This is a genomic window from Lentihominibacter hominis (genome assembly GCF_014385065.1).
GTDB classification, from domain to species: Bacteria; Bacillota; Clostridia; order Peptostreptococcales; family Anaerovoracaceae; genus Lentihominibacter; species Lentihominibacter hominis.
Genome location: NZ_JACRTA010000002.1, coordinates 62178 through 86713, shown reverse-complemented (window position 1 = coordinate 86713; position 24536 = coordinate 62178). Strand labels below are relative to the sequence as shown.

The 24536-nt window shown below is 41.9% G+C and carries 40 protein-coding genes, 2 tRNA genes and 1 pseudogene; 7 read left to right on the top strand and 36 right to left on the bottom strand.

Features of this window, described 5'->3' with window-relative positions:
• Positions 1-3: 3 nt before the first annotated feature.
• The 17 genes and pseudogenes from H8692_RS05635 to H8692_RS10870 form a co-directional block, all read right to left on the bottom strand.
• Positions 4-501: a hypothetical protein gene (locus tag H8692_RS05635; RefSeq protein ID WP_187525200.1), complete on the bottom strand. Its 498-nt coding sequence runs from the start codon at positions 499-501 to the stop codon at positions 4-6.
• Positions 498-914 carry a hypothetical protein gene (locus H8692_RS05630; protein ID WP_187525199.1) on the bottom strand — a complete coding sequence of 139 codons (417 nt, stop codon included), beginning with the start codon at positions 912-914 and terminating at the stop codon, positions 498-500. Before H8692_RS05630 ends, H8692_RS05635 begins: the two co-directional genes overlap by 4 nt.
• A complete protein-coding gene (locus H8692_RS05625) occupies positions 914-1276 on the bottom strand; it encodes a capsid protein (protein ID WP_207722961.1) in 363 nt (120 codons plus the stop codon). Before H8692_RS05625 ends, H8692_RS05630 begins: the two co-directional genes overlap by 1 nt.
• Complete coding sequence (locus tag H8692_RS05620; protein ID WP_187525198.1) at positions 1273-1581, bottom strand: hypothetical protein; 309 nt, start codon at positions 1579-1581, stop codon at positions 1273-1275. The genes H8692_RS05625 and H8692_RS05620 overlap by 4 nt, the downstream gene beginning before the upstream one ends.
• 73 nt (positions 1582-1654) lie before the next feature.
• Entirely contained in the window at positions 1655-2038 is a 384-nt protein-coding gene (locus H8692_RS05615; RefSeq protein WP_187525197.1) for a head-tail connector protein, read from the bottom strand.
• Positions 2035-2175, bottom strand: a complete 141-nt coding sequence (locus H8692_RS05610; protein WP_187525196.1) for a hypothetical protein — start codon at positions 2173-2175, stop codon at positions 2035-2037. The genes H8692_RS05615 and H8692_RS05610 overlap by 4 nt, the downstream gene beginning before the upstream one ends.
• Positions 2176-2185: 10 nt before the next feature.
• Positions 2186-3079, bottom strand: coding sequence for a hypothetical protein (locus H8692_RS05605; RefSeq protein WP_187525195.1), 894 nt, complete (start codon positions 3077-3079; stop codon positions 2186-2188).
• 3 nt (positions 3080-3082) lie between these two features.
• A complete protein-coding gene (locus H8692_RS05600; protein ID WP_187525194.1) occupies positions 3083-3646 on the bottom strand; it encodes a phage scaffolding protein in 564 nt (187 codons plus the stop codon).
• 209 nt (positions 3647-3855) lie between these two features.
• Entirely contained in the window at positions 3856-4017 is a 162-nt protein-coding gene (locus H8692_RS05595) for a hypothetical protein (RefSeq protein WP_187525193.1), read from the bottom strand.
• Complete coding sequence (locus H8692_RS05590) at positions 4007-5542, bottom strand: phage minor capsid protein (RefSeq protein WP_187525192.1); 1536 nt, start codon at positions 5540-5542, stop codon at positions 4007-4009. The genes H8692_RS05595 and H8692_RS05590 overlap by 11 nt, the downstream gene beginning before the upstream one ends.
• Before the next feature lie 4 nt (positions 5543-5546).
• The gene (locus H8692_RS05585; RefSeq protein ID WP_187525191.1) at positions 5547-6905 is read right to left on the bottom strand and encodes a phage capsid protein; all 1359 of its coding nucleotides are present in this window, start codon (positions 6903-6905) and stop codon (positions 5547-5549) included.
• A gap of 8 nt (positions 6906-6913) precedes the next feature.
• A complete protein-coding gene (locus H8692_RS05580) occupies positions 6914-8143 on the bottom strand; it encodes a PBSX family phage terminase large subunit (protein ID WP_207722960.1) in 1230 nt (409 codons plus the stop codon).
• A complete protein-coding gene (locus tag H8692_RS05575) occupies positions 8127-8561 on the bottom strand; it encodes a helix-turn-helix domain-containing protein (protein WP_187525190.1) in 435 nt (144 codons plus the stop codon). The genes H8692_RS05580 and H8692_RS05575 overlap by 17 nt, the downstream gene beginning before the upstream one ends.
• A 159-nt stretch (positions 8562-8720) precedes the next feature.
• Positions 8721-8954 (bottom strand): hypothetical protein, encoded by a 234-nt coding sequence (locus tag H8692_RS05570; RefSeq protein ID WP_187525189.1) that lies wholly within the window; start codon positions 8952-8954, stop codon positions 8721-8723.
• A gap of 1 nt (position 8955) precedes the next feature.
• Entirely contained in the window at positions 8956-9399 is a 444-nt protein-coding gene (locus tag H8692_RS10925; protein WP_346727771.1) for a phage antirepressor KilAC domain-containing protein, read from the bottom strand.
• A 36-nt stretch (positions 9400-9435) separates the two neighbouring features.
• Positions 9436-9726: pseudogene (locus H8692_RS10920) on the bottom strand (BRO-N domain-containing protein); the annotation flags it as partial.
• A gap of 107 nt (positions 9727-9833) precedes the next feature.
• A complete protein-coding gene (locus H8692_RS10870; protein WP_283242298.1) occupies positions 9834-9968 on the bottom strand; it encodes a hypothetical protein in 135 nt (44 codons plus the stop codon).
• 162 nt (positions 9969-10130) lie between these two features.
• Between H8692_RS10870 and H8692_RS05560 the strand changes: the two genes are divergently transcribed.
• Positions 10131-10574, top strand: coding sequence for a helix-turn-helix domain-containing protein (locus H8692_RS05560; RefSeq protein WP_187525188.1), 444 nt, complete (start codon positions 10131-10133; stop codon positions 10572-10574).
• Positions 10575-10625: 51 nt separating this feature from the next.
• On the opposite strand, the gene H8692_RS05555 is transcribed toward H8692_RS05560, so the two are convergent.
• From H8692_RS05555 to H8692_RS05505, 11 genes are all read right to left on the bottom strand, one after another.
• Positions 10626-11018, bottom strand: a complete 393-nt coding sequence (locus tag H8692_RS05555) for a sigma-70 family RNA polymerase sigma factor (RefSeq protein WP_187525187.1) — start codon at positions 11016-11018, stop codon at positions 10626-10628.
• On the bottom strand, positions 11008-11196 hold the full coding sequence (locus H8692_RS05550) for a hypothetical protein (protein WP_187525186.1): 189 nt from the start codon (positions 11194-11196) through the stop codon (positions 11008-11010). The genes H8692_RS05555 and H8692_RS05550 overlap by 11 nt, the downstream gene beginning before the upstream one ends.
• On the bottom strand, positions 11193-11552 hold the full coding sequence (locus H8692_RS05545; protein ID WP_187525185.1) for a DUF4406 domain-containing protein: 360 nt from the start codon (positions 11550-11552) through the stop codon (positions 11193-11195). The genes H8692_RS05550 and H8692_RS05545 overlap by 4 nt, the downstream gene beginning before the upstream one ends.
• A 108-nt stretch (positions 11553-11660) precedes the next feature.
• Positions 11661-11993 (bottom strand): hypothetical protein, encoded by a 333-nt coding sequence (locus tag H8692_RS05540; protein ID WP_187525184.1) that lies wholly within the window; start codon positions 11991-11993, stop codon positions 11661-11663.
• Positions 11980-12243, bottom strand: coding sequence for a hypothetical protein (locus tag H8692_RS05535; protein ID WP_187525183.1), 264 nt, complete (start codon positions 12241-12243; stop codon positions 11980-11982). The genes H8692_RS05540 and H8692_RS05535 overlap by 14 nt, the downstream gene beginning before the upstream one ends.
• Before the next feature lie 351 nt (positions 12244-12594).
• Positions 12595-14646 carry a VapE domain-containing protein gene (locus H8692_RS05530; RefSeq protein WP_187525182.1) on the bottom strand — a complete coding sequence of 684 codons (2052 nt, stop codon included), beginning with the start codon at positions 14644-14646 and terminating at the stop codon, positions 12595-12597.
• On the bottom strand, positions 14633-14935 hold the full coding sequence (locus tag H8692_RS05525) for a hypothetical protein (RefSeq protein ID WP_187525181.1): 303 nt from the start codon (positions 14933-14935) through the stop codon (positions 14633-14635). The genes H8692_RS05530 and H8692_RS05525 overlap by 14 nt, the downstream gene beginning before the upstream one ends.
• Before the next feature lie 180 nt (positions 14936-15115).
• On the bottom strand, positions 15116-15634 hold the full coding sequence (locus H8692_RS05520; RefSeq protein ID WP_187525180.1) for a hypothetical protein: 519 nt from the start codon (positions 15632-15634) through the stop codon (positions 15116-15118).
• A 74-nt stretch (positions 15635-15708) separates the two neighbouring features.
• The gene (locus H8692_RS05515) at positions 15709-16395 is read right to left on the bottom strand and encodes an AAA family ATPase (protein WP_187525179.1); all 687 of its coding nucleotides are present in this window, start codon (positions 16393-16395) and stop codon (positions 15709-15711) included.
• A complete protein-coding gene (locus H8692_RS05510; RefSeq protein ID WP_187525178.1) occupies positions 16388-16597 on the bottom strand; it encodes a hypothetical protein in 210 nt (69 codons plus the stop codon). Before H8692_RS05510 ends, H8692_RS05515 begins: the two co-directional genes overlap by 8 nt.
• A 10-nt stretch (positions 16598-16607) precedes the next feature.
• A complete protein-coding gene (locus H8692_RS05505; protein ID WP_187525177.1) occupies positions 16608-17135 on the bottom strand; it encodes a siphovirus Gp157 family protein in 528 nt (175 codons plus the stop codon).
• Between the two features lie 518 nt (positions 17136-17653).
• On the opposite strand from H8692_RS05505, the gene H8692_RS05500 reads away from it, so the two are divergent.
• Positions 17654-17878, top strand: a complete 225-nt coding sequence (locus H8692_RS05500) for a helix-turn-helix domain-containing protein (RefSeq protein WP_187525176.1) — start codon at positions 17654-17656, stop codon at positions 17876-17878.
• On the opposite strand, the gene H8692_RS05495 is transcribed toward H8692_RS05500, so the two are convergent.
• Genes H8692_RS05495 through H8692_RS05470 form a run of 6 tightly spaced genes read right to left on the bottom strand, consistent with a single transcriptional unit; the run spans position 17793 to position 19783 of the window.
• Positions 17793-18032 (bottom strand): helix-turn-helix transcriptional regulator, encoded by a 240-nt coding sequence (locus H8692_RS05495; RefSeq protein ID WP_187525175.1) that lies wholly within the window; start codon positions 18030-18032, stop codon positions 17793-17795. The two genes, H8692_RS05500 and H8692_RS05495, sit on opposite strands and share 86 nt — an antisense overlap.
• Complete coding sequence (locus H8692_RS05490; RefSeq protein WP_187525174.1) at positions 18022-18183, bottom strand: hypothetical protein; 162 nt, start codon at positions 18181-18183, stop codon at positions 18022-18024. The genes H8692_RS05495 and H8692_RS05490 overlap by 11 nt, the downstream gene beginning before the upstream one ends.
• Positions 18173-18313 (bottom strand): hypothetical protein, encoded by a 141-nt coding sequence (locus tag H8692_RS05485; RefSeq protein WP_187525173.1) that lies wholly within the window; start codon positions 18311-18313, stop codon positions 18173-18175. The genes H8692_RS05490 and H8692_RS05485 overlap by 11 nt, the downstream gene beginning before the upstream one ends.
• Positions 18314-18363: 50 nt before the next feature.
• The gene (locus tag H8692_RS05480; protein WP_187525172.1) at positions 18364-18780 is read right to left on the bottom strand and encodes a hypothetical protein; all 417 of its coding nucleotides are present in this window, start codon (positions 18778-18780) and stop codon (positions 18364-18366) included.
• Positions 18781-18782: 2 nt separating this feature from the next.
• Complete coding sequence (locus tag H8692_RS05475) at positions 18783-19502, bottom strand: hypothetical protein (protein WP_187525171.1); 720 nt, start codon at positions 19500-19502, stop codon at positions 18783-18785.
• A 50-nt stretch (positions 19503-19552) separates the two neighbouring features.
• Positions 19553-19783 carry a helix-turn-helix domain-containing protein gene (locus tag H8692_RS05470; protein WP_243206925.1) on the bottom strand — a complete coding sequence of 77 codons (231 nt, stop codon included), beginning with the start codon at positions 19781-19783 and terminating at the stop codon, positions 19553-19555.
• Between the two features lie 111 nt (positions 19784-19894).
• On the opposite strand from H8692_RS05470, the gene H8692_RS05465 reads away from it, so the two are divergent.
• From H8692_RS05465 to H8692_RS05445, 5 genes are all read left to right on the top strand, one after another.
• Positions 19895-20287, top strand: a complete 393-nt coding sequence (locus H8692_RS05465) for a helix-turn-helix domain-containing protein (RefSeq protein ID WP_187525170.1) — start codon at positions 19895-19897, stop codon at positions 20285-20287.
• Positions 20288-20426: 139 nt separating this feature from the next.
• Positions 20427-21332, top strand: coding sequence for an ImmA/IrrE family metallo-endopeptidase (locus H8692_RS05460; protein WP_187525169.1), 906 nt, complete (start codon positions 20427-20429; stop codon positions 21330-21332).
• 142 nt (positions 21333-21474) lie between these two features.
• Entirely contained in the window at positions 21475-21975 is a 501-nt protein-coding gene (locus H8692_RS05455) for a hypothetical protein (RefSeq protein WP_187525168.1), read from the top strand.
• 10 nt (positions 21976-21985) lie between these two features.
• Complete coding sequence (locus H8692_RS05450) at positions 21986-22741, top strand: DUF1828 domain-containing protein (RefSeq protein WP_187525167.1); 756 nt, start codon at positions 21986-21988, stop codon at positions 22739-22741.
• A 154-nt stretch (positions 22742-22895) separates the two neighbouring features.
• A complete protein-coding gene (locus H8692_RS05445; RefSeq protein ID WP_187525166.1) occupies positions 22896-24362 on the top strand; it encodes a recombinase family protein in 1467 nt (488 codons plus the stop codon).
• Here H8692_RS05445 and H8692_RS05440 read toward each other — a convergent pair.
• Together H8692_RS05440 and H8692_RS05435 are read right to left on the bottom strand one after the other, a co-directional pair.
• Positions 24333-24408: transfer RNA gene (locus H8692_RS05440), tRNA-Ala, on the bottom strand. The two genes, H8692_RS05445 and H8692_RS05440, sit on opposite strands and share 30 nt — an antisense overlap.
• A gap of 3 nt (positions 24409-24411) precedes the next feature.
• Positions 24412-24487: transfer RNA gene (locus tag H8692_RS05435), tRNA-Thr, on the bottom strand.
• Between the last annotated feature and the right edge of the window lie 49 nt (positions 24488-24536).

The following is a 24536-nucleotide window of genomic DNA, read 5'->3' as shown; positions in this document are numbered from 1 at the left end:
GAATCAGGGCGTACTTATCGTAAATGTCGGAACATAGTCCGGCGAGCTTCCCGTCACAGTGACCGTTCCCCGGTCGATATTACCGCCGAACAGCAGTTCGAAATTGAGCTCGCTGTCCACGCCGTTCATCTCGTTGAAGCTTACCATGCAGTCTACCTTCCATGCTTTATACTCCGCTTCCGGGCCGCTACCGCTTGCGCCAAACATGAACACGATTAGCATAGGCACCTTCGCGCTCGTTCCGGTCGGCAGATTATAGCACTTCTCCCAGAAAAATTTGAAATCCGGTTCGTCCTCGTACATTTTGAGCGGCTGTTCAAGCGACGGCGCATATTTCGTCAGCTCCGTCGTAGGGTTTTCATCTGCTATATAATCAAATTCCTCTGTTTCCGGATTAAATGACAGCGTCAGCTCCGTCGACTTCTTGATCCGCTTCCATGTTGGGGAGCTCGGCTCCGTTCCGGAATCGAAAAATAACGCAATCTGATGTTTCTTTATCATTTTTTTACTCCTCTCTCATATGTTATTGATACTGTGAATTGGTACGCCGCGGAATCCTCTGTGCGGGACAGCATGTAGAATGCGTTACTCATGTCTATGCTATGCACCGGATACCCGATATCCGGATAGTTCTCCGCCAGCTCCTGCGCCCATATCCAATCCTCAACAGTCTCAAGGTACTCTTCGTTATCGACCCTCTCAGTGCGTAAATTCATAGGCCGCAGAAACAGCAAATAATACGTCTCTGTCCGTATTTCGCTACCGTCGATGAGCTTCTGCACCGTTATCGTGGGCTGTTTGTATAGCCCCGCCGCGGGGTCCTCCGGCGCGAGCTGGCTCACGTCTATCTCGGTAATGTCCTCTATCTCCGGGCATGTCTTGAACCACTCCAGAAGACCTTTTATCTTGCTCATTATTTGCCTGCCTTTCCGCCACATACGGCCGCCGCGCCTTTCAGGATAGACTCTCTGCCGCCTTCATTCATCATGCGGCCAAACCAATAGTTACCGCGCTTAGGCGCTTCGCTAAAATCCGCGGGCTCGTAATACCAGCGTCGGGCGTAAGGGGTGTTGTAAATTACCTGCCCCTGCCCGATCACCGTCGAACGAATGCCGGACCGTATCAACTCGCTGCCCCGTTTCGGTACATTTGGCTCGCAGAGTCTCAGCACTTCGCTATCTATAAACTGCTGAGCCTTGCCGCCTATACCAAGGCCCCGCTGCTTTGCTGTCTTTGCAGCGTTCACCAGTACTTTTGTTTTTATCTTTATTTTCACTTCGCGCTCACACTCCAATGCTTTAAAAGCGGTCTTAGAGTATTGTCCGACACGGTGTATATTGTCGCGGCGCTTTCGTAATCGCGCTTTAAGTCCGTTATTGTGTAATCGTCTGTTATCTCGGCCTCACAGCAGCCAAGTACGACAACATCAAGATTGTCAAGCCCAAAGGTAAACCCGCGTCCTACATACTCTTTTTTCAGTACATATCCGGCGCGATATGGTACCGTAAGTCCGATTTCGGGATTAACGTGCATTTTTCCGTCAGAGTCAACCGTTTTCGTCGTCTTCTCTGTCCATTGCACGCCGGTGAGGACTGTCCGATACCATTTACCGTCATAATGGTTGTACAGTGTAACGACATCGCCGAAAAGCGTATCACTCATCAAACCGCCGCCCTTTCTCATACACACACATAGATAACAGATGTGCCGGTATATACCGTTGCGCTATCCTGTTCATCTCGGCATTCGCGCCGCCTGTATCCGCGGACCCGGCAAAAGTTACAGAGTACCCCGCATTACTCACGGACTGCACATCCCTTCCCTCGACCTTTGCGTCCTCGTAAGCTTGTAGGACGTCGCACATCTCACAGGCCGCGTATTTTACCTCCTCTGGTGCTGCTTCTGGACCGCCAAGACGTCCGAAGGTGATATAATCTATAAAGCTACTTACTCTCACGATCTGCCTATTAAAATGTACCTCTATCATATCCCCGCAATAGGTATCTATATAATACTCGTAGTCCGCATACCTGTTCATTTTGTTACCCCCCGCGGCTCGTCTTTCTTTTCTTTTTTATCTTTTACCGGTTGCGGTTTTACCTGCGCCGGGGAGCCGGCCTTTCCGGCTCGCGACGCGCGTTTTTCCGCAAAAGTTAGACCTATCCTTTTCGCCATGCCGAACCTCTTACGCCTTATAGTGCAGATAGATACCGGCAAGCTTATTCTCATAGGCGTCGACCAGACCATACTTTCTGTACTTCTGGATATACCCATCAGACCTCTGATTAGCTTCCGGCGTGATTATGTTGGACGCGGTATGCTTCCAGTATTTAAGTACGGCCGGTTTGTGGATTATCATGAAGTTGATATCCTTACCAGTCGATGCCTTGACGTATCCGCCGATAGTCTCATCGGCGCCCTCAGAGCTTGTATGGTCTGCGCCATCATACAGGTCGATCGCCGTATAGAATCTGCTCTGTGGCACCTTCACGATCTGCGTAAATCCGTCAAGCAGCTCCCTGGACTTCGTGGTATCCATCGCCCTGATAGCGGAAAGGTTCGTCGGCGTGATAAACAGATATCTGTTCTCATCCGGTACCTCGTCCTCATCCATCGTATCAACGCCTGCTTTGATTGCCGCCATTACTCCGGCGCCATCCGAAAGCGTAGCCCCAGTGGCAACCTTAGATATCCCGGATATGCCGGCAAGAGTAGCGAACGTGAATGCGTCGTCTTCCGGTACTACTTTCGTCCTTACGAACTCAGACGCAAGTCTTCCGAAAGCGAGCTGTACAGTCTCCTCATCATCCATGCTGTCAACCTCAAACAATCTACCTCTGTCGTAGTTGAATTTAACAGTTTCCCAGTTGAACGTCACGTCGCCTTTGATATAACCGTCATTCCTGGAATAGTCTGCAAGGCCATCCATGGAAAGCTTCGGTACCATGATCTCGTTTGCGTTTGCTCCCTGCCTTGCTGTAGACGCGTCGCTATCCAGAACAGACGTGAGCGACGCCTTCTTATATACCTCATCAAGCAGGCTGATATAATTTTTTGCTAAAGTTATGCTGTTTGCCATTATTTATTTACCTCCATTTTCTTCTGGCAGTCCCATTGCTGCCCTAAGCGCGGACGAGCTTCCTCCGGCTCCGCCGCCTCCTCCTATCGGACCTGTAGGATTAGGATTATCTATCGGCTCCTTACTCTTAAAGAGATAGTCGTTATCCTTCTTCACCTCTTCAAGCGCGGCCTTGATATCATTCTTCTGGTTCTTACTGCCTTTAAGCGTATCAAGGTCGAGCATAGCCATTATAGCCTTATCACTTCTGCCGCCGGCCGCCGATATCGCTTCTTTTACCGCGTCCCTGAAAACGCGGTCGGCCTCCTTAGCAGCGTACTCCTCGTCTTTGGCCTTGATATCTGCCTGTAGCTTTTCGATAGTCGCCTGCATTTCTTCCGGCTCCACGTCCTTAAACTTTTCAAGCTCCGCTGTTGCGGTATCAAGCTGCTCCTTATACTTGTCTCTGTCAGCTTCGGCGGCTGTCGCCTTTGCTTTTTCGGCTTCGATATCCTTGCCGTTTTCAGCCATAATCTGGTCGATAGCTTCCTTTTCCAGTCCAAGCCCTTCTAAAAATTCTCTTTTCATTCGTTTCCTTTCTCGCCTACGATTTTTTACGCCTATCTCTTGGCTCAGCGCTCTGCGCTCATACGCCCGCAGATCAGCAAATTTTGTATAACAAAAGACCAGCCATATTTGACTGGTCTCAGTTATCTTATAAAAAGACCCGGCGCCCGAAGGACAGCCGAGTACGTTCCGTGGATTATATAAACGCTTGCTTTATTCCTCTACCCCAACTATTCTTCTAAAACTTCAAACGCTTCCTCTGGGTATAAATAATCCTCTCCGGTCTCGTCTATAACCCTATACATGTCATACTCTTTTCCTAAGCACGCATAAGTTTTTCCCGGTATTAAATCCAGAGGCATAACATCTTCACCGATATACTTAACCTTCATCAAAGTACCTCTTTACTTTCATTCTTACCTTCTCGCCTTCTGCTTCGTACCAATGAATTTCAGCTTTTCGCTCCTTACCTTTATGAACAACAACGGCTTCACCCCTATTCTTTTGCCAAGAATCGGCAGGGTGACCGTATTGCGCTTCGAGATCAAAGCGGTCGCGAATCTCTTTATCTGTTCCCTTCCCCGCAAAGGTCTTTATTTTCGTGATCTTGCTACCTTCTTTAATGCTTGCGTTACCGCCTTGCAATAAGCGAACATCGTACCGCTTTGCCGCAGCGCCAAGGCCTTTGGGTACGTCATAGTCTCTTTGGTTTATTATACCACGCTTTGAGACTTTTGCACTCCTATTTATTTGAATTTTACCACCTGATGCCACTCTTCCTAAACCATCAATATATACTCTCTCCATCTGAGCTTTAAGTCCCATCGCGTTTGAAAACTGCTTATACTCCTGAAGCTGCCCTTGATATCTCGCCTTCGCTATTATGATGTCGTCCGGGTCTGCCCCGCCTTCTTCAAGGAGTCTGACCTTCTGTCGTTGCGCTCGCATAGACGTCTCCATGCGCCTCTGTTTCTGTTTGGCGTCATACGGTGTATACTCTTTGCCTTTAAAGGTTTTCTTTTTCTTCTCGAGCTTTTCCTGCTCCCTGAGCCATTTGTCAGAATACTGTCTTTTCGACACGCCAGGGATAAACGGATAATAGTCATGATAGCAATTTATTCCTTTGAGTCCTGTCTTATCACCAAGACCACAAACCCGTACAAGATCTCTTTTCGAGTACACCCGACCCTGCCATTTTCTATGGCTCGGTCTTGCGCCACTGTGGTATGTGACCTCAAAATATTCAGTGCCCAGTTTCTCCGCGTTCATTTCGGATATTTCACCCGCCATCTTGGAGACGGCAGTCATGACCGCGCGTCTTGCAGCAACAGGAAGCCTGCTGGTATATCCGCTTGTGTAGTCTATTGTTCGTATGCCGCTATTTGCCAGCGTGTTTACTGTCCGTTTCAAGACTGAATTATAATCAAATGCCCCGGAAGCTATATCCAATACCGCAGCGCTTAACGTTTTACGGTAAAATTCGGTAAGCGGCAGGAATGTCATTTGTCCGCCGACACTTTCCACTATGCCTAAAGTCTTTGTCATGTTTTCAATATCTCTCCCCGCCTGTTTCTTCGCGGCCTCGATCTGCTGTTGCAGTTGTTCGTTTTCATCGTACGGCACAAACTCGCCGTTTATCTGTTCGTATATTTTCTTGTTTCTCGTATACTCCTGTTCCACCACATCGTCATAGAGCTTCCAGATATCACCGTATGAGGCGTTTAGGGCTCTTTTCAGGCGTGTTTCTATCTCGTCTGAGGAATAACCCATATCGTGAAGCCTCCGCACCTGATAATCCGCTGTAGACGTTATTTGCCCTTCTTTCTTTATCCGCCTGACGATATCCGCCATAACCCGGTTTTCAAGCTCGGAAAACAGCCCCTCAATATCGTCTGCGTATTTATCCCTGTAGCTCATCAATCTACCTCATGTCGATATTATCCAGTATGGGGTTTGACTGCTCAGGGAGGTTTGCGAGTGCGGTCTCCCGGTCTTCGCCGTACCACTTAGCCCTGTACTCGTCAAGACGCATAACGCCCATAGACACTTCTTGCCTGTCCTGGTTTCTCTCTGCCTCTTCATCTGTAAGAATCGAGTCGTTAAACGAGCACGAGAAGCTGTATCCTGTAGTGTATAAGCCGTTGTAAAATGCTATGGCGTCGACCAGACCTTCCAAACAGTTTTTAAGGTTCTCCTGAATCGCGGATACTCTGTTATATTTACGTTGCTTCGCAGCCCTTATCTCGGTCGCGGTCTTATCTACATTCTGTGTGTCGGAAAGATCGCCGTAGGCCAACCCGACGATAAATTCTATCTGCCTGTAGTAGCTTTCAAGGCCGCGGTTAAATGCTTCGTCTCGCATCTCAGGCGAATATTCCTTGAACAAGTCGCCTTTTTCTGCATCTATATTCAAGCCCCGGTAAAGGCGCCGGTCTAAGTTGTCCACATAGACGCGGCCGTTATGTTCTCTTCTCAGAGCTCTTTCATCCACATGTATGGCGCGCTCCCCGGATTCATACTCCCAGTCATACCTTGCCGCCTGAATGTCTGCTTTGCGTATTCTGTCCACTGCCGCGCCCGAATAGATTGATACTCCGCAGTCCGTTTCATCTACGCGGTTTTTAATCGGGTTTTTATAAAAACCGAAGTCCATTTTGTCCATGCCGGGGTACGTGATATCCTCTGGGTATCCAGCCCACTCCGGAATGTCCGTCAGGTATGTCTGCGTTCCAAGGTTCGCAGCCGTTGCGCTGAAATACGCTTTATTTTCGATTCGCAAGCCCTGATCTGTAAGGGTATGCCGCTCTGTCCTGAAAAAATATTTATTCGCCTCCAGCTTTTTACGCTCAATCAATACGCAGTCTACCAGCCTGTCCGCATCAAACTTTATCGGTATAAAATCTTTCGCCGATACGTACTCTACAGCGCCACCCATCATCGGCTTTATTATCATGGAGCCAAGAGCGATTCCCTCTTGCAGATTCTCATTTAAATCCTTTATTGCCTTCCGAAAAAGTTTATCAAGATTTTCATTATCAACCTTTGCCTCCATCTCGTTTATGGCAATGTCGGCAAACTCCCTGCATATGCCGGATTCTATACCAAGAGACGGGGCTCTATTGTTCCATGGCGCTCTGCCGTTCAGCATAGCATCCCACAGCTCTATCCTCTCGACAAGCTCTTCTGTGAGCGCAACGTCTCCGCCAACTATACGCTTTATGTCCGTAGTGCTAAACATCGCTCTAAGTGCCCTCCAAAATGTCTTTATCCCTTCAAACATCTCTGCCCTCACTCAATTAGATACCTGATGTCGCGCTCGATTGTGTATTCAAACGCATCCAGACTATCTATATCGCTGCTGCCATCGTCAAGCCTCTCGTCGGTCTTACTGTCCCAGACGGCCTCCTGAAACGCCCCTGACAGGCTCTCGCAGTCTTCTGTAATAAAAAAACGCCCCGCGCCCATAAGTCTGACGGTGCAGTCGATTCTATCTTTTATTCGTATTTTCTTCGCCGGTCTCACGATAACGTGAGTAAAGTGCTTTTCTACAGCGTTTCTGATCGTGTTACCGAGTACGGTCTCGGCGTTATCCCAGTAAAGCTCATCCACCTTGCCATATTTTTCTTCTATGGCGCCAACAAACTCGCATACCAGCTTATCCAGCGTGCTGCTGTCAATTGGCTCAGGATAGTCCTTCTGCATAATTCGCCGTGACATCAGCGGAATCACCTTGCCGTATCCAATAAACCCCGTCGCCACGAAAGCATGGCCGGAGCTATTGCCCCCAAAGTCTACCCCGACAACGATTTTGCTTATCTTACCGATATCAGGCACGACTTTGAAGCGATCCGGCGCGTCCGCAAATTTCCTATATATCGCGCCCTCGGCTCTCTTCCACAAGCCCTCGATATATCTGTCATAATATATCGTGCCGTCATATTCCTTGCACAGATTTTCCACAAAACCGGGGTCAAGATACGGATTGTCGAAAATCCTGTAGTGCTGCAAATATATGTCTGCGTCTGAGTCCAAAAACTCCTTGAGCCAGTGCGTAGGAAACTCCGGATTACATGCCCCGTCAAAGCAGGAATATGGCTTATCCATTCGAGATTTCAGCATCTCAAAAAATTCCTTGTTCCATTTTGCTATTTCATCGCCGTAGCAGTATTTAATGCTTGCGCCCTGTATCTTCGCTACCTGGTTTATTTTCTCAGCGCCCAGGCAATATACTTCCTGTCCGAAAAGCGTTGCGGTATTCTTGCTTACGTTTATAGGGCTTACGCGCTTTGCGGTGTAAATCTCTCGCATAGGCTGTAGAACATTTCTCTCAACCGTATCCCTGCTCACACCGGCAATAACTACTAACCCGCTTTTATCTTTTCGGCTGATAATCCGTTCGGGTATAACGTTCGCGATATCCACAAACGACTTGCCCGAGCGCACCGCGCCTGATTTTATATTCCATCGGTGGTTAGCTTTCTGCGTATACTCAATTTGTTTTTTACTTAGCTGAATCATTACGCATAGCCTTTATGAAATCCATGACCTGATCGTTATCATTGGTCGTAATCTCCCGTTTATCCCGCCAGTCTTCCGGCTTGCGATTTTTAAGCCAGAAAATTTGCGCCGTAGTATCTGGTGCTACTTCTTTTGTAACTCTCTTCGTCTCAACACCACCTTCTATGGTTACTTCGTCATAGGTATAGCCCAATGCCCTTTTAAGCAATGCGTTCTCAACTTGACGGTCGACAACCTCTTTTCCCTTTTTTAGGACGGAATAAATGGCAGGATAATTCTTTTTCCATCCTGTGAAAGTCCTTTCACTTACTCCAATATTCTCTGCAATCTGTTTATCCGTAAGGCCATCTCTTGCCCACCCTTCCAGCTTCAACAAGCCTTCTGGTGTTAGCCAATATTCATATTTTCCCTTAGCCATCAGGCTCGCTCCTTTCTTTGCATATTAAAAGAGACGGTGTTTGCCGTCTCTAATAGTTTCTCTCTTAAAAAAATCTGTTCAAAGCCACTTTTACTTGATATCATTATACATCAGAAAAAACGGGCATTGTGGGCAACTTGAATTTACTACAATTTTACTTTACGACATATTATTTTTAGCCTCTTTACGTTCCTTGCACATCTCGCCTATGACCTCATTTAACTCTTCTTTAAAGTCATACATTAAGTTTGATAATAAATCTATTGCATCGTTATATGTTTCAGGGGCATTAGGACCTTCAATAAAACAATCCCTTAGAGCGTGTGCCATACTGCTTAATCCATCAGCTCTGACACTTAAATTTTCCAATCTAAAAAAACTTTTTGTTGCCATTTTATGCTACCTCCAGAAACTTGTTGATAAAATACTGCTGACCCTTACCTGTAACCTTAACAGTCTTACTTACTGAAGTATGTCCATCAGCATGAGTTATAACTGTTTCTTTAACTTCAAAGAGCCCTTTATCCATTGCTCTCTGCGTTGGCATATTCCAGTCGGCACCTTTTCTTTTGATAAGATATCCATTTTCTCTTAACCACTGAAATAGCCTTTTCTGCCCTGTATCAACACCATTCTGTTTTATCAGTTTTGCTAAATCTCCAACAAGAATAGATGTTTTTGAAGCTGCTACAGCATCGGCAAATATAGTCTTTGGTCTATCCTCCTCAATTTTATCCTGTAATCTATTTCTTAAAGCCCTTTCATCCTTTAATTCTTGTGCAAGGCTGATAATTGTATCTGGATTAAGGAGTACTTCCTCTATCTTTTCAGGTGTCATATATGTACCATGTTTGCGGATTGATGGAAGCACTTCACTTGTTACCCACCTTTTAAATTGTCTTGCTTGCGGCAGCTTGCTGGAAAGAATAAGGCTGTATAAGCCGGATTCGTTAATGACGGTTTAGTTTGGATTACCTCTTTTTCCGTCGGAAATTGCTACGGTATTCTTGTCTTCATCATCAACATGGCTTCCTAAAGCGTCTCTGGAATTTGTATATCCTAATATGTCAGCTACGTCTTTGCCTATAAACCACGGCTCGCCATTCTGTTCTATAACCCTTACTTCTCCAAACTGCTCGTTTTTAAATACTGTTAAATTGTTCATTTTTTCCTCTCTTTCTCTTTTGACATCCAGAAAGAGACCTGTTATAATTCATTTAGAATCCTCTCTGGATTTGACTGTGAGTAACTATCCTCGGCTAAAGTGATTAGTTACTCTTTTTCTTTTTGTAAATCCTTTTTGATTAGATGAATTATGTAATCTTTAATGCTACAATTCAACTCAATAGTTCGAATTTTCATTTTCTTGTGAAATTCATCATCGACTTTTATTCCTAATGTTTTCATTATTCGCCTCCTTTCGTTACGTTTTTTCATAATTCACTACATCATATTATTACGTTTTTTAGTAATTGTCAATATACTTTTTCATAATTGTTTACTTTTTTTCGTGTTTATGTTTTACTATACTCATAAATATAAGCATAGTAATTAAGGAGGGTGAACTTTATGGGATACGGTGCATCGCTAAAAAAAATTTTAACAAACAAAAATATGACTGTAATTGATTTATCCGAAAAAACAGGTATTCCTTCCACAACTTTATATTCCATAATAAAACGTGATAGTAACGATATAAGCACTGAAACACTTGCCAAAATATGTGAAGCATTAGGCACTGAGGCTACATATTCACTATTAAATGAAAATTATAAAGCAACGTACAAAGTCTACTACGATGTTATTCATGAACATATGCACGATTTGTTACATGAAAAAAGTACCTCTGAGTATCTTAAAACAAAACTCCAACTCTTCGCAGAACCCTCCATGTCATACAATGCACCACTTGACGTTTCCGACCTTACCAATGACGAAATAGAGCAAGTCAAACAATATATCGAGTTCCTCAAATCACAACGGAATAAAAATGTCCACTCAACCACCGACTAAGGTGGTTTTATTTTATCCGCATTATACACCCTGTTTTTTAATTATAATATACTAATTTTCAAAAAACATATCACATTTTCTCGCCACAGTCCTCCTATCATACCCTAAAGATTGTCCTATCTCTGCCCATGTTTTACCTTTTTGGTATCTGAGTCTAAATATTGTTCTTAGCTCGCTATCTTCAACACAATCAATCCATTTCTCCATTTTATCTATTTGTTTAAGGAGTTTTCGAGTCTTTTGAGCGAGTTTTTTCTGTAAATGGATATATTCCTCCATGTGAATGCCTTTTATCGGTATAACGTGCTTGTCAGGTCTCTCAGGAGTACTTCCAGTAACAGAGTCTATGACTACTTTAGGCTTTAAAGAAATAATATCCCCTGCCAATTCGTCCACTTCTATGTACAACATACGCAAACTTTCTAACTGCTTTTTATCCATCATCTCCAACCTCCACTTTCACAAACCTCACACCAAACTTCTTGTATGCCCTTCCATCTCTCATACTCTGATGCAGATTGCTGTCGCTTATCCCATACGCTGTGGCAAGCTGGCTTGCCGTATCTTTGATTATGCGGGGGAGCTCGTATCTATCGTTTGTTACGGATATCCATAAAGTCATATGCCTGCTACCTCTGTTATTTTTTCAGTGACCGATCTTATTGAATCCGTGAATTTTTGGAAAACAGGCTGATTTTCATAAAGAATAATTATACCCATGCTCATAGCATGATTTCTTTCAATCCTCGCACCTTTACTTTCCTTCCAGTTATCCAGCATATATATACCATCACAAGATTCTAAAAGGATTAAATCTATAGCCATAGATTTTTCATAATCAAGACCATATGCGTCTACCGTTACCGGATTTATTACCTCATACCCTTCTCCTCTTAAGCGTTTTTCTGCTGCGTTGAATTTGCCCACATATTCTTTTTTATCAAGACCGGTCATTTTACCTGATATATAAATTCTCATATTTTTAACTCCTTTGCCAATCGTTTTAACTCTTTTTCTAATATTTCAGGGGCCCTACAGGACATAATCAATATATTCTTTTTGATCTCGTACTCACGCACCCTGTCACTATACTTTTTCATCTCTGCTCCTCGCCCTTTTTATAAACGCATTAGCAAGTCGTATATCATGTTCCAAAGTATCGTCAGAGCAGTATTCCGAATCGCTACAGATAAACACTACAGCATCATTCTCACCATTAATTTCTCCACAATCACTCGGCATGAACTCATACCCACTCTGATCATTAAGGCCATCTCCTGAGGCACCATCACCATTCTGCAGGTTCATGTAATGTACTATTCCTTTGCTGCTGACCCATATTGAATCATGTGGATCAGTGCCTACTTTATGGATTTTGCCCGTGCATTTGTCTCTCACATACATATCAATCAAACTCAATGTTGCACCTCCATTCCATTACTTCACATTTAAGATTCTCTATCTCCTCTCTCAAGAGACGTATATTTTCACTCGAAGACTGTTTTATTGTCTTCTCTATAAAACTGTTCACCGCATCACCAAAAGTCGCTGCATAACCGCTCACACGTTTCTCATAAGGTTTTCCTTCTTTAGATTTCACTACGCAGGTGATCCAGTAGCAGTATGGATCACTGTTAAGGAAATGTTTATCATCTAACTGTATTTTCATAACATCCTCCAAGGGTTACTAACCGTTACTAACTTCAAAATATTAATAACCCTAAACAAACGTTTAAATTTCAATGTTTATGCCGTTTTTTGAAAGAATAGGGTTACTAAAATTATCAATTTTTCTTATATTTACAAAAACGTATTTCATTTTTGTACTTTTTTATATATATTTTTAGTAACCTTCTCTCTAAGAGAGTCAATGAATGTTGAAATATCAATGATTGTAAGGGTTACTAGCAAGGTTACTAGAGGTTACTAACATATATAGTCTATTTTTCTGAAACTGCTGCATTCATTGACTTTTCAACGTTTAAAAGGGTTACTAACATATATACTCTATGATAACCTTCTAAAACTCGCCATCATCAGTCTCATAAAATCCTTCAATTTGCTTTTCTCTCTCATAACATATCTGCGTCCCATACTTCACCGTCTTCTTTCTGCCAATATCGGTCCAGCCTACAATCGAATTTCTCATGATGTCATGTATCTCATTACTTTCCTTCCTTTTAGGTTTGACCTCTATTTTCAGCGCATCCTCCCAGATCTGCATCACACAAACTCTGTCAGCAGTCAGCCCGTCAAGATAGCTCTGTATTATTCCGACCCGGGGATCCTCTTCGAGAAAACTTTCCTGAACCGCTTTAACATCATCATACAAGTCTTTTGGCATTATGAGCCTTGGGTGCTCTGTCTTATATATATGGAGCGCCTCCGCCCATGCCTGTTCAATATCCGCCCTGACCGCTCCCTCATCATCAAACAGTGACTTCTTCACTCGCCTCCTATTAGTACGCAATGGTAAATATCGCCTATTTCCTGTTACGTCCGTGAGGAAGTGCTCGTTATTGGTAGTGCCTGCAAATACGCACCTTCTCGGTCGTTGCACTGTTCTCCTACCATATGGCGGCCTGTATGTGTCTATGGTAGATGTCAAGAATGCCTTTATACTTTCGACTTCCTTCTGCCTTTTGGCTGCCAGAAGTTCTGCCAGCTCCACGAACCACATGCCTCGCAGTCTCTCAACCGCCTTATCTCCTTCAACGGTGTTAAAGTTATCGTCGTACCATGCGTCAGACATCGCGAGCCTTCGGAGAAACGTGGATTTTCCTATGCCCTGCTCTCCTACCAAAACTATCATATAATCAAATTTACAGCCCGGTTCACATGCCCTTGAAATGGCTCCGATCATAAACAGCTTCATAACTTCGCCTGAATATCTGGTCTTTTCGACACCAAGATAATCAGGCAATAGATTCTCAATGTGAGCCTGTCCATCCCATTTTGGCAGACCGTCAAGGTGCTGTGTTATTGGATTGAATGCGTTTTCTGAAGATACGATATCTAACGCCTTTAAAGTGTTGTCCTTGTTTTTAAGTCCGTATTGCCTTTCAATATAGCAAAGCAAGTTACTATCATCCGTATCTGTCCATTCACGATATTCAATACCCTCGCCCCACGGCAATTTCCCACAAACAAACACGTTATATGAAAGGCAATTCAGGCGAATCTTATTGTGTAAATTTTCATCTTCACGCAAGACCGTGCATGCATTTTCGATTGACTGTACCACTTTTGCCTTATCACCCTCGCCAGTCATATTGAGGGTGATGTACTGCGGGGCTTTTGGAGTGTATGATACTACTGAAAGCCTACCTTTTTCTTTACTCAAAGCACTCTCTATGGTTCGCTTAAGTTCCTCATCGTCAAGCGGCGGTATGCATTTCAACTGGTTCTCCTTTTTTACCGCCTCTATTATGGTCTCATCAGACAGTCCTTTTGCCTGTAAACTGCAGGCAAGCTTAAACATGGTATCGTTCCTGATGCCCTCGCCCACGACTGCACCTATGGAAAATGTATTTTCTCCATCAGCCCTGCCTATGGATATCAGTTTATATACAGTTTCATTCGCCTCAGCGATTGCAAAATCTTCCGGACTCTGCTCCCATTCATACCTGTTGCCGTTCCTGTGTAGACTTGGTGGTACTACTACATAACCACCATCGCCGCGGATATCAATCCCATCTAATATGCCGGTTCTGCTTTTGATCGTGCGATCAGCGTGAAAAAAATAATGATAACCACCCCTGCCTGTAATAGAGTTTATCGTCTCTGGCAATTCTCCATTGTCACGTTCCCAGTCGCGTAAAGTGTCATATCCGTTCATACCCTTGTCTTCATCAACATCGAGGTCTATAACGAATATACCTCCCGAGACCTTTCCGGTCGCAACACCTATGTTTGCATATGGGTGATCCTTCCATGCTTCTCTTATACTATCTGGATCAGTCGTGGCATTTTTAAACCCGCCTCTGAATATCGGTGCTTTTCCTTTACGCTGCACTGGAAATACGGCCATGCCCATTTGAGCATAATATAACGCCCATTCAACCATCTGCATCGTCATCACCACCTAGTAATTTCAATATCGTCTCGGCAGCCTCTTCAGGTTTGCAGAACATAAATTCACAGCCATACCTTTCTGACATCGTAATCATGGACTTCATCAGCCTCTCACCTGTAACGGCTTTAGGGCTTATGGATAATCTCGGGTTCACCCATTGACTTACATCTTCTATCTTTTCAATGCCGTCTTCGTTCTCAATAAGGAAATAGAGTTTGCAGCCATGTGACTGCGCGCTCTTACACTCTTCCCTGAATCTTGCATGTTCAACTGCTGTTCCACACATGTTCGTGGCTATCTCAGACATGTTCGCCTTGGTATCTACCGCCACCCGGGGCGGTGCTGCGTAGTCACCGAATGGCAAGCGGCAACGTGTTATAGTCGTTTTATGCTGCGCCCACCATTCGCGTTTTATGTTATGTTGACCCTGTTTCTGCCTTGTATCTTCTATGATGTACCCCATGGTTTAAAATGGTATGTCATCTGGATTTACTGTAAATCCAGATGGGGGATCAACACTTTTGTCATCCAGTTTCTTCAAGTCGGGCACCTTGAATTTCCCGGCTTTTATATCGCTTACCGGCTTTGTATTGCTTATGATGATGCGTGTTTTGACTGATCCATCATTGGCCACATATTCCTCTTCACGCAGTATTACGCCCACCTGCTTATGTACCAGTGTTTTCTCATCGTTATTGAACGTATACCCAGCATTAGATTTTTCAACATCATTTTTGAATCTCTTAAAGAACCCCTGAGCTGACTCCTTATAACTTCTATATAGTGTCAACCCCCAAAAGTTTTTGCTGGCAGCAAGGTCTGAATAATAACCTACATGTTCTCCTTCTGATATGTCGAGTTCCATTTTCAAATATTCCCTCGCCGGATCGTCCTCAACCGTCAATATTGTGGCGATATATCCACCCGGCTTTATACGTTCAAAATCTGTAGCTTCCTGTACATTATCCCAATTAATATTTTTCATAATTTAATTTCCTCCTTGAACATCTTGAAAATCTCTTTTGAATTATTTAACAATTCCATTTCATTTACATTCATTTAAAACTCCTCCAGTGCTTTAAGTACGATCTGAATATCATTATCGATCTCAAAATCCTCAAATGCCCCTAGCGGCGTTTTAGCCGTTGAATTATTGGACTGTGTCTCAAATACGTACTTACCATCACTGTTTCTCACGGCGAGTAACACCACCGGAAGTATGGTCTCAAGCCCAATCTTGTTCAGCTTCTTACCATTGGTCTTTATATGCGTAAACATATATCCATCATCATCTTTTATAGTCTCTGTATGAGCGCAGAATATGACCGTAAGATCATCTCTCATACTATTAGCACATTTAATAAGCAAATATACCGAAGCTGCTAAATCCTGCCATTTGTCATACCCCTTCTGTTTTGCCCGTTTCATTTCGTCGCTCACCATGATAGAATTGAGAGTATCGATCACGACATATTTAAAATGCGTAAGTGGGTTCTGAACTTCCATATCTTCCCTGTCCCCGAGGATATTCTCACCGTTCACTCTCATGATCGTTCTGAGAACAACATCTTTATCGTCTACCCTCAGATAGTTTTTATTATCCACGCTGTACTGTTTCTTCCAGCCCTTCCACGAAAGCCCCTTACCATCGCAGTCGATATATAAGGTCTCTTTTGGATTCAATGTTCTAAGCGATGTGGTCTTTCCTGCGCCACTTTCGCCCATGATACAAATTACCTTAGCCATTGATTTCCTCCTCTTCTTCATCTGGGTCTATTATTCTGATATTCTCAGATGCGTATAGGATCATCTCGGACGCCAGTTTATACTTAGGGATTCCCGTTTCATTTGTAATCTGCGTCAGGATCCTACTTGCTTCGTTATTTATCTTTACTACATTGCATGGCTTTCTTTCCGGATACTTCCTTTTGATCAGTAATGCTCCCATGCTGCACCTCCTACCTTATTTGCAGACCCTCAGTCTGCACTACCTCAGCACCGTCTATTACCTCGCCGTCTTTCAGAATCGCGTTCTTTACAGCAGTCCTATTAATCTCCGGATCCTTAAACCTCAGCAGATCATCTCTGCCGTCTTTCTGGCATCGCTCTATGAACGCAGCTGGCTCGGCGATCTTTACAGACGCCGGATTCTTGCGGATTCCGAAACTAAACAGATCGGTCTTAAATTTGGTCTTTCCCATAGCCCTCATGCTGCCTTCGAGATTATGTTTCAGAAAATCGACACGCTTCTCCAGCTTCTCGCGTCTTTCCCTCAGCCTCTTTTCCTCCGCCTTGATTCCATTAGCGTTGACTTCCAGTCCCTTTATAATCTTTGCATATCCATCCGCTTTATCCTCGATCTGCGCCTCGATGTGCTCGCAAGCGTCCAGCAGGGACTCTTCATCTACGTCTTCATCGTAAAGCATGTTCATAAGTGTTAAAAAATCTCCTGTAAGCTCATAGAGGCTCTGATTTGTTATATTCATATTTTCACTCCTGACTTGCAATTTTCATTGCAATAATGTAAAGTATAGTTGTAGTATTTGTTTTGCACCCACGGAACTGCAATTCCGTATGTGGGTGCTTTTTCATATAAAATTTTCTATCGTGCTGGGAATCGACATAAAAACTATGAATCCAGCTATACAAAGCGTATTAAACGCTAATTTTATCGCTTTCATTTTCTAACCTCCTCTTAAAAACAATCCTTGATTCAAAATGTTTACACGTATCAGCTGGGCTTCTGTCCTTTAATCTTGGATATGAACAATGCCCTGAATTACAAGGTGTAAAAGTCATTCCTCCGCTTTTCACATAGTGCTGATAAAAATGTCTGCAATTTGCACATACCGTTTCCGTTTCATAAATTCCATACATCAACATTGGTTTTCCTCCTTAAATATGATAGAATATTTTATTAAATAACCACATTTCAACACGACAGTTTTGTTCATGTTTACTTTTGATTATACACGACAGTTTTGTTCGTGTCAAGGAGGTTCTAATGAAATTTAATGAACGGTTAAAAGAGCTACGCCTGCAATCAGCTCTCATGCAAAAAGATATTGCTAAGCTCATGGGTGTCTCTGTACGCACATTCCAAGGTTGGGAAACTGCTCGCACAGAACCGAATATCGAAAAACTTATTGCGCTTGCTGATTTTTTTGAAGTGTCCCTCGATTATCTTCTTTGCCGTGAATTTCACGCAGTTCCCTCTGTTGAATATTAAAAAGGTCCTCGAGCTTATCCCAATATTCAATTTTTCCTAATCTCGCTCCATTTTCTATATATTGATAATGTCTTTCAGTTACACCTAAATACTCTGCAACAGCTTTCTGTGTCAGCCCTGCGTCCTGCCGGGCTTTCTTTAGGTTAGCTCTCATGACTTCCTCCTTTTAGCGGCACCACCGCCGCGGCTACAAACGGCAATAACCACTCTACTCCAATTGCCCACTCACCACGCTGTATGTATGCCGCGATTACTACCAGTACGCCGAATATACATATGGTAATTATTGCTGTTTTAATCTTCATGGTATTGCTCCTTTGTTATCTCATCTATCCTGTTTCCCTCCATTTCGTAATATAAAGTAATGGCTTTTAATAATGCTTTTAAAGCATAGTTTTCTACAATAGCACTTTCTGTAGTATCTACTTCTAACATCTTAAAATCCTCCTTTCTGCTTGTCCTTTTTGTGTTGCATATGATATAAATTATCCTACTTCGGATTTAGAACTCACATATTCATCCATTGTTATCTGCCCTTCAAGCACAAGCCTTCTATTCTTTGCCTTGATACGAGACTTTGCAATTCCCTGTTCCTTTTCTTTAAGAAGTTCTTCAACTTTTCTGACTCTGTAAACATCATTGCAATTATCGATATCAACATAAACAGATTCTTTGCTTTCCTTGACTGCAAATGTCGTCCTTACTCCACTCCAGTCTTTTCTGCTCGCTACTATATTTCTGCAAACCATTTTAGTTGTTTGTAGTTTCATGGTATCAATATCAAATACCATATGTGGCATAACAAGCTCAACCATCTCTTCCAAAGACATCTCACCTCTCAAATCAAGAATCTTGTTAATTCTTTCTCTCGCTTTCGGTTCAAGATATTTACTTCTTCCCATTGTTATTTACCTCCTTTCAATTTCGCATTTAAAAAATAATTTCTAATGTCATCTAAAAGCTGTATCCTGAAAGTTAGATACTCGATTTCCGAATCAAGCCCATCAGGCGTAACTAATGCCATTCGACATATCGCTCTTTTCTTTCCTATATCAGAACGAATTTTTTCGAGAGCAATCATCGAATTACAGATTTTCCTGTATTCTTGATACACTTCAAAATCTTTATCTATTTGTTCATTTTCTACCATCGCTCTGCGAGCTTTTTCCTTTGCAAGATTAATGACTTGCGTCCTTGTAGGTAAATCGTCATTCTCACGAGCTTCGGCCTTGACTTGCTCCACTATGTCGGGATTGTTTGCAAGGGTTTCAAATCGCTCAACCTGTTTCATATTAAGCCCTAAATTTTCAACTACTTCTTTTTTTGAAGTTTGGTGACCGACACCACTGTCGCTTACCATTTTCCCAGTGTGCTGATTGCCCTTTGTGGCTTTGGGAATGGATTTAGTGATTTCACCAATTCTCATTTCGGCATCTAGAAGTGCTTCTGAAAGCATCCGCGCTTCATCTCTCTTCTGATTCCTAACCTCTGTTGCCAACCCCACTTTGTCAATTGCCCTTATTTCTGCTTTTACAGCTACCAGTTTCTCCCTACCTACCAAAACAAACTTTGATAAGTCTTCTATAGTGACAGGTAAATTAGATTGTGTGTTTTGAATTTCCATTAGTTATAGCTCCTTTGCTGTCCGACCCTCGTTTACACTTCGTGTACTTTTTAGGCGTAAAAAAGCGCCTCAACCGTCGTTTTGTAATATGCTGCAAGTTTTACCTTAATTTCGTCTCTTGGCATTCTTTCACCGCATTCGTACATAGACAGTGCTGATGCGCTTATTCCAATCACTTCGGCAACCTTTGCCTGGCTCTCATCTCCTCTTAACTTAGTTAATCTTTCACTTACTTTCTGCAAATCCATTGTTTCACCTCCTCGTTTACGTTCTGTGTACATTTGTAATATAGCACTAATCACACATCCTGTCAACACATTTTGTAAACTTCTCCTTTACATTCTTCACAATTCGTGTTATCATATGTATATACATTGAAAGAGGATAATAATATGAGCAATTTTCAAACAGTATTAAGACAGCTACGCTTAGAACACAATTTAACACAGGATGAATTGGCCACCAAGTTAGGAATCTCCAAAAGCACTGTCAGCATGTACGAAAATGGTAATCGTGAGCCTGATTTTGAAACGATGGAGACTATTGCCGACTTTTTTAATGTTGACATGGATTTCTTACTTGGTAGAACTGACTGTCCCACTAAAACAACAAATGCATCCCAAAAACCTCGTGAAGCATCAAATTCCACTTCGCTTGAAAATGCTGATCAAGACATAAGAAGAATACAGCGAGCAAGGAAAGATATGACTGATGAAAAAAAAGAACAAATGATGCAAATGCTCGAAATTGCTTTTGGCGAATATTTTAAAGAAGATGATAAGTAAGGAGCGCAAAAAACAGATTAGATATATTGTAAGCATGTATTTTAATTATCTGACTTATATGGAACGTTCTTTACCTATAATGATCCATAACCTTCCAAGTGCTATAGGAAATTGTGTTCTCATTCCTTATAGCATACACATGGAAAAGTTTGAGCTTTCATATGAAGATATGATTACATTCACAAATAGTTACGATGCTTGCACCGACTATCATGCTGGCATGGATAGATATATTATTTTTTATAATGATATTGACAAAACAAGAATGCAAAGTAATAGATACCGTTGGAATATAGCACATGAGCTAGGCCATATATGCCTAAAACATTTAGTTACTTACAACCAAACTCGTGTGTACCGCAGTTCTCTAACAAGAAGCACGTATAAACTGTTAGAGGATGAAGCTGATTGTTTCGCTGCATACATGTTAGTTCCACATGTTGGATTGTATGCATCTCACATAAAAACACAACGTGAACTAATGAATATATGTAAAATATCATCGGCTGCTGCTTCCACTAGGTATAATGACTACATCAAATGGTATAAAAGAAATGACCATCCCAAGAAATGGGATAATCATGATAAAGCACTCTCAAGAACATACTCTATTGCAGGGGCACGTAAGCATTGTTCTTTATGCAACTACATGTTATATGATAACTTCGCAAAATACTGCCCTATATGTGGAAACTCATTAAATTATACCTTGGAGGAAAAAATGGCAAGATATCCTGGAGTTGAATTAAACAAAAATAATCGTCCGGAAAAATGTTTTGAATGTGATAATGAAGAAAACTTGGTTGATTCAAAGTTCTGCATGATTTGCGGGAAAATGATGATTAATACATGTACGAACAAAGAGCAATGCAACCATGTTGGTGAAGCATTCCCTGGAAACGCACGATTTTGTCCTTATTGTGGCAAAAAAGCAACATATTATGAAAAAGGTTATTTAAAACAATATAATAAAAACGATGCTATTGTTGATGATGTAACAAATGTTGCATTCAATGCTATAACGGATGACGACATACCATTTTAGTTCCATTGCAGCGCAAAGATGCCGATGAAGGATTTTTAAAGGAAGCATTGATATATTATGGGATTTTAGATATATAGATTATTTAAGGTTATCCAATAAGCTGTAACTTATATGTTAATAGTAATGACAAGGAGTTTGTGGTATGATAACGGTAGATGATATTTTAAAATGCAAAAAAATAATAGATAAAAAAAGACGTCCCGAATTACAATTAGAACATCGTCATTATCGTATGAATATTGAGCTCACATGCAACGAACTCGATGTGAAAATGATTATGTTCATAAGAAAATTAGCAGAATCACCAAATAAAGATTTCACTGTTGGTCTTAGAATTGCCGGTCCCAGTTTTTTCGCTAACCATGATACTGTTATAGTTAGATTTCAAGGTCCTCATGGTGGTCAATCCGCAGCAAGAAATCTATCGGACTTACATAACAACTATCATATGCATTTATATACTGAGGATGACCGAATCCATCACCGCAAACTAGCTAAGTATAAGGAAGCGGCTACATTTAATAGCTTCGAACAAGCCGTTGTTGATTTTTTGGCTTTCTGCAACATAGAAGACCCTAATGGAATCTTCGATTATGAATTGGAATTAACTCAACAATTCAAAATGGATTTAGAAAATCTATAGGAGTTTGATTATGGATATTAATAACTTACTACAAAATACACCCGGAACTTTATTTCGGGCGGAAGAACAAAACAATGGCATCTACCAATTAATTGCACCACTTTTTCATGAAGACGGTGACATGATGTCCATTTATATAGAAGAATCTAATGATGGTAATATTAAGATTTTTGATAATGGAATGAGCTTAATGCGTCTATCTTACACTTTTGATATAGATACAGACAATAAAGCTAAAATTTTGAATGATATTATCTTGGCCAAAAATGCAGAAAATTACGAAGGAAACATATGTCTTACTGTTTCTCCTGAACAAATATATACCGGTATTATGACCTATTCTCAATTAGTAAACCAAATTTGTGGCTTAGATATTCTCTCCCGAGAATCTATAGCGGATCTTTTCTATGAAAATCTAAGTTCTGTAATTGAAAATACACTAACTGGTTATATATACGATAAAGACGTAACTTTACCTGAATATCGTGAAATGAAAATTGACTACGTTTTTAGAGGTGCGGATAAACCGATATACTTATTCGGGGTAAAAGACACCAATAAGGCTCAGCAAACTACAATCTGCTGCCTGCAATTAGCACAAAATAATATTCCATTTAAAAGTGTTGCTGTCTTCAACAACCTTGACAATGGGATAATAACTAAATTTGCAAGAAATACACTAATGAACACTGTCGGCAAAGTGTTTAGTGACCTTGATGGCTTTAAAGAACACGGACAAAACTATTTCAAAAGTGAAATTGCATAAATCAAAAGACCCCACGTGGTTCGCATCGTTGAGAGGCGTGTGGGGCTCATTTGTAGGGCTGCATGATACAGTCCTGTCTCACAAACAAATTGTATCATGCTCGACCGGAAATTACAACCCGGGTATTTTTATACCCGCTTTTAGGGGTAACAACATGACAAGAGCAGTAATATACGCACGGTACTCAGCAGGTCCTAATCAGACAGACCAGTCCATAGACGGCCAGCTCCGTACCTGCGAACAATACATAAAAAATAAAGGATTCTCATATATAGGTCACTATGCGGACAGACATATATCGGGAAAAACGGACAAAAGACCTGAGTTCCAAAGAATGATAAACGATGCCGAGCAAGGTCTTTTTGACGTGCTTGTGGTATATTCAACAGATAGATTTTCAAGAAGCAAATATGACTCTGCCATCTATAAAAAGAAACTGGCTGACCTTGGCATAAAGATATGTTACGCAGCTGAAAATATCCCTGATGGGCCCGAAGGTATATTGATGGAAGCTCTCATGGAGGGCTGGGCGCAATACTATTCAGAGGAACTTTCCAGAAAGATAAAGCGTGGAATGCGTGAATCTGAAATGAAAGCTAAGTGGCTCGGCGGCTTTGTAAAACCTCTCGGATATATCATCACAGAAGACAAAGACTTCGAGATAGATCCAAAGACTACGCCATATGTTGTAGAGGTTTATAAAAAGTATTTAGCTGGAGATAACTATGCTTCCCTTAGCAGGTACCTGTCCAGAAATGGAATCAGAACTCCTGCCGGAAACGAATATAAGACTGACGCTATAAAAAGAATATTAAGAAACAAATTATATATCGGTACTTACACTCATGGGGAGACAGAGATTGAAAATGCAGTACCAAGAATTATGGATGATAGTTTATTTTATAAGGTGCAAAAGAAAATGAAAACAACGAAAAAACCATACACCGCCAAGGGTGAATTTTTATTAAGCGGAAAACTTTACTGCGCTGCTTGCGGCGAAAAAATGTCGGGAACCAGTGGTACAAGTAAAACCGGTACCATGCATTACTATTACAAGTGTAAGAATAAATGTAGAAAAAATATATCTCGTGAGAAGTTGGAAAACTTTATTGTCGAGCAGGTAAAATCAACCTTTAATGATCCCGCAGAGCTTGATAACTTAGCAAATAAGCTATTTATATTGCAAAATAACGAAAACACAGCAGACGAGACCACAGAAGCCCAGACAAAAGCTTTGAGAGATGTTACCCGTCAGATAAACAATATAACCAACGCTCTTGCCAACAGACCTGACTCCACGGCTCTGCTTGATAAACTGGATGAATTGGAAGCACAGAAAGCTGACTTAAAGATGGAAATTGCAGCCAATAAAAAAGGACCTACATTATCACTTGAAGCGATAAAAGCAGGTCTGCAAGTTTTCCTTGATGGTTTTTATTTTGATGACGAGGAAACTACTAAAAAGCGAATCCTCGAGGCATTTGTGTATAAGGTCGTTCTATCAGATGGCAATGTTATTATCCAATTCAATATCGGCGATACTGACGGCTTGAAAACTACCGATCTGATAGAGTTCGACCAAACTACTGATTGGTGGAGCATAGGGGGATCGAACCCCTGACCTCATGACTGCCAGTCATGCGCGCTCCCAGCTGCGCCAATGCCCCTCATGGAGCCACTGGCCGGGGTCGAACCGGCCACCTGCACGTTACGAATGTGCTGCTCTGCCAGATGAGCTACAGTGGCTTACCGCAAAAGTATAATGACATTTTACTATGTGTTAAATATAACGTCA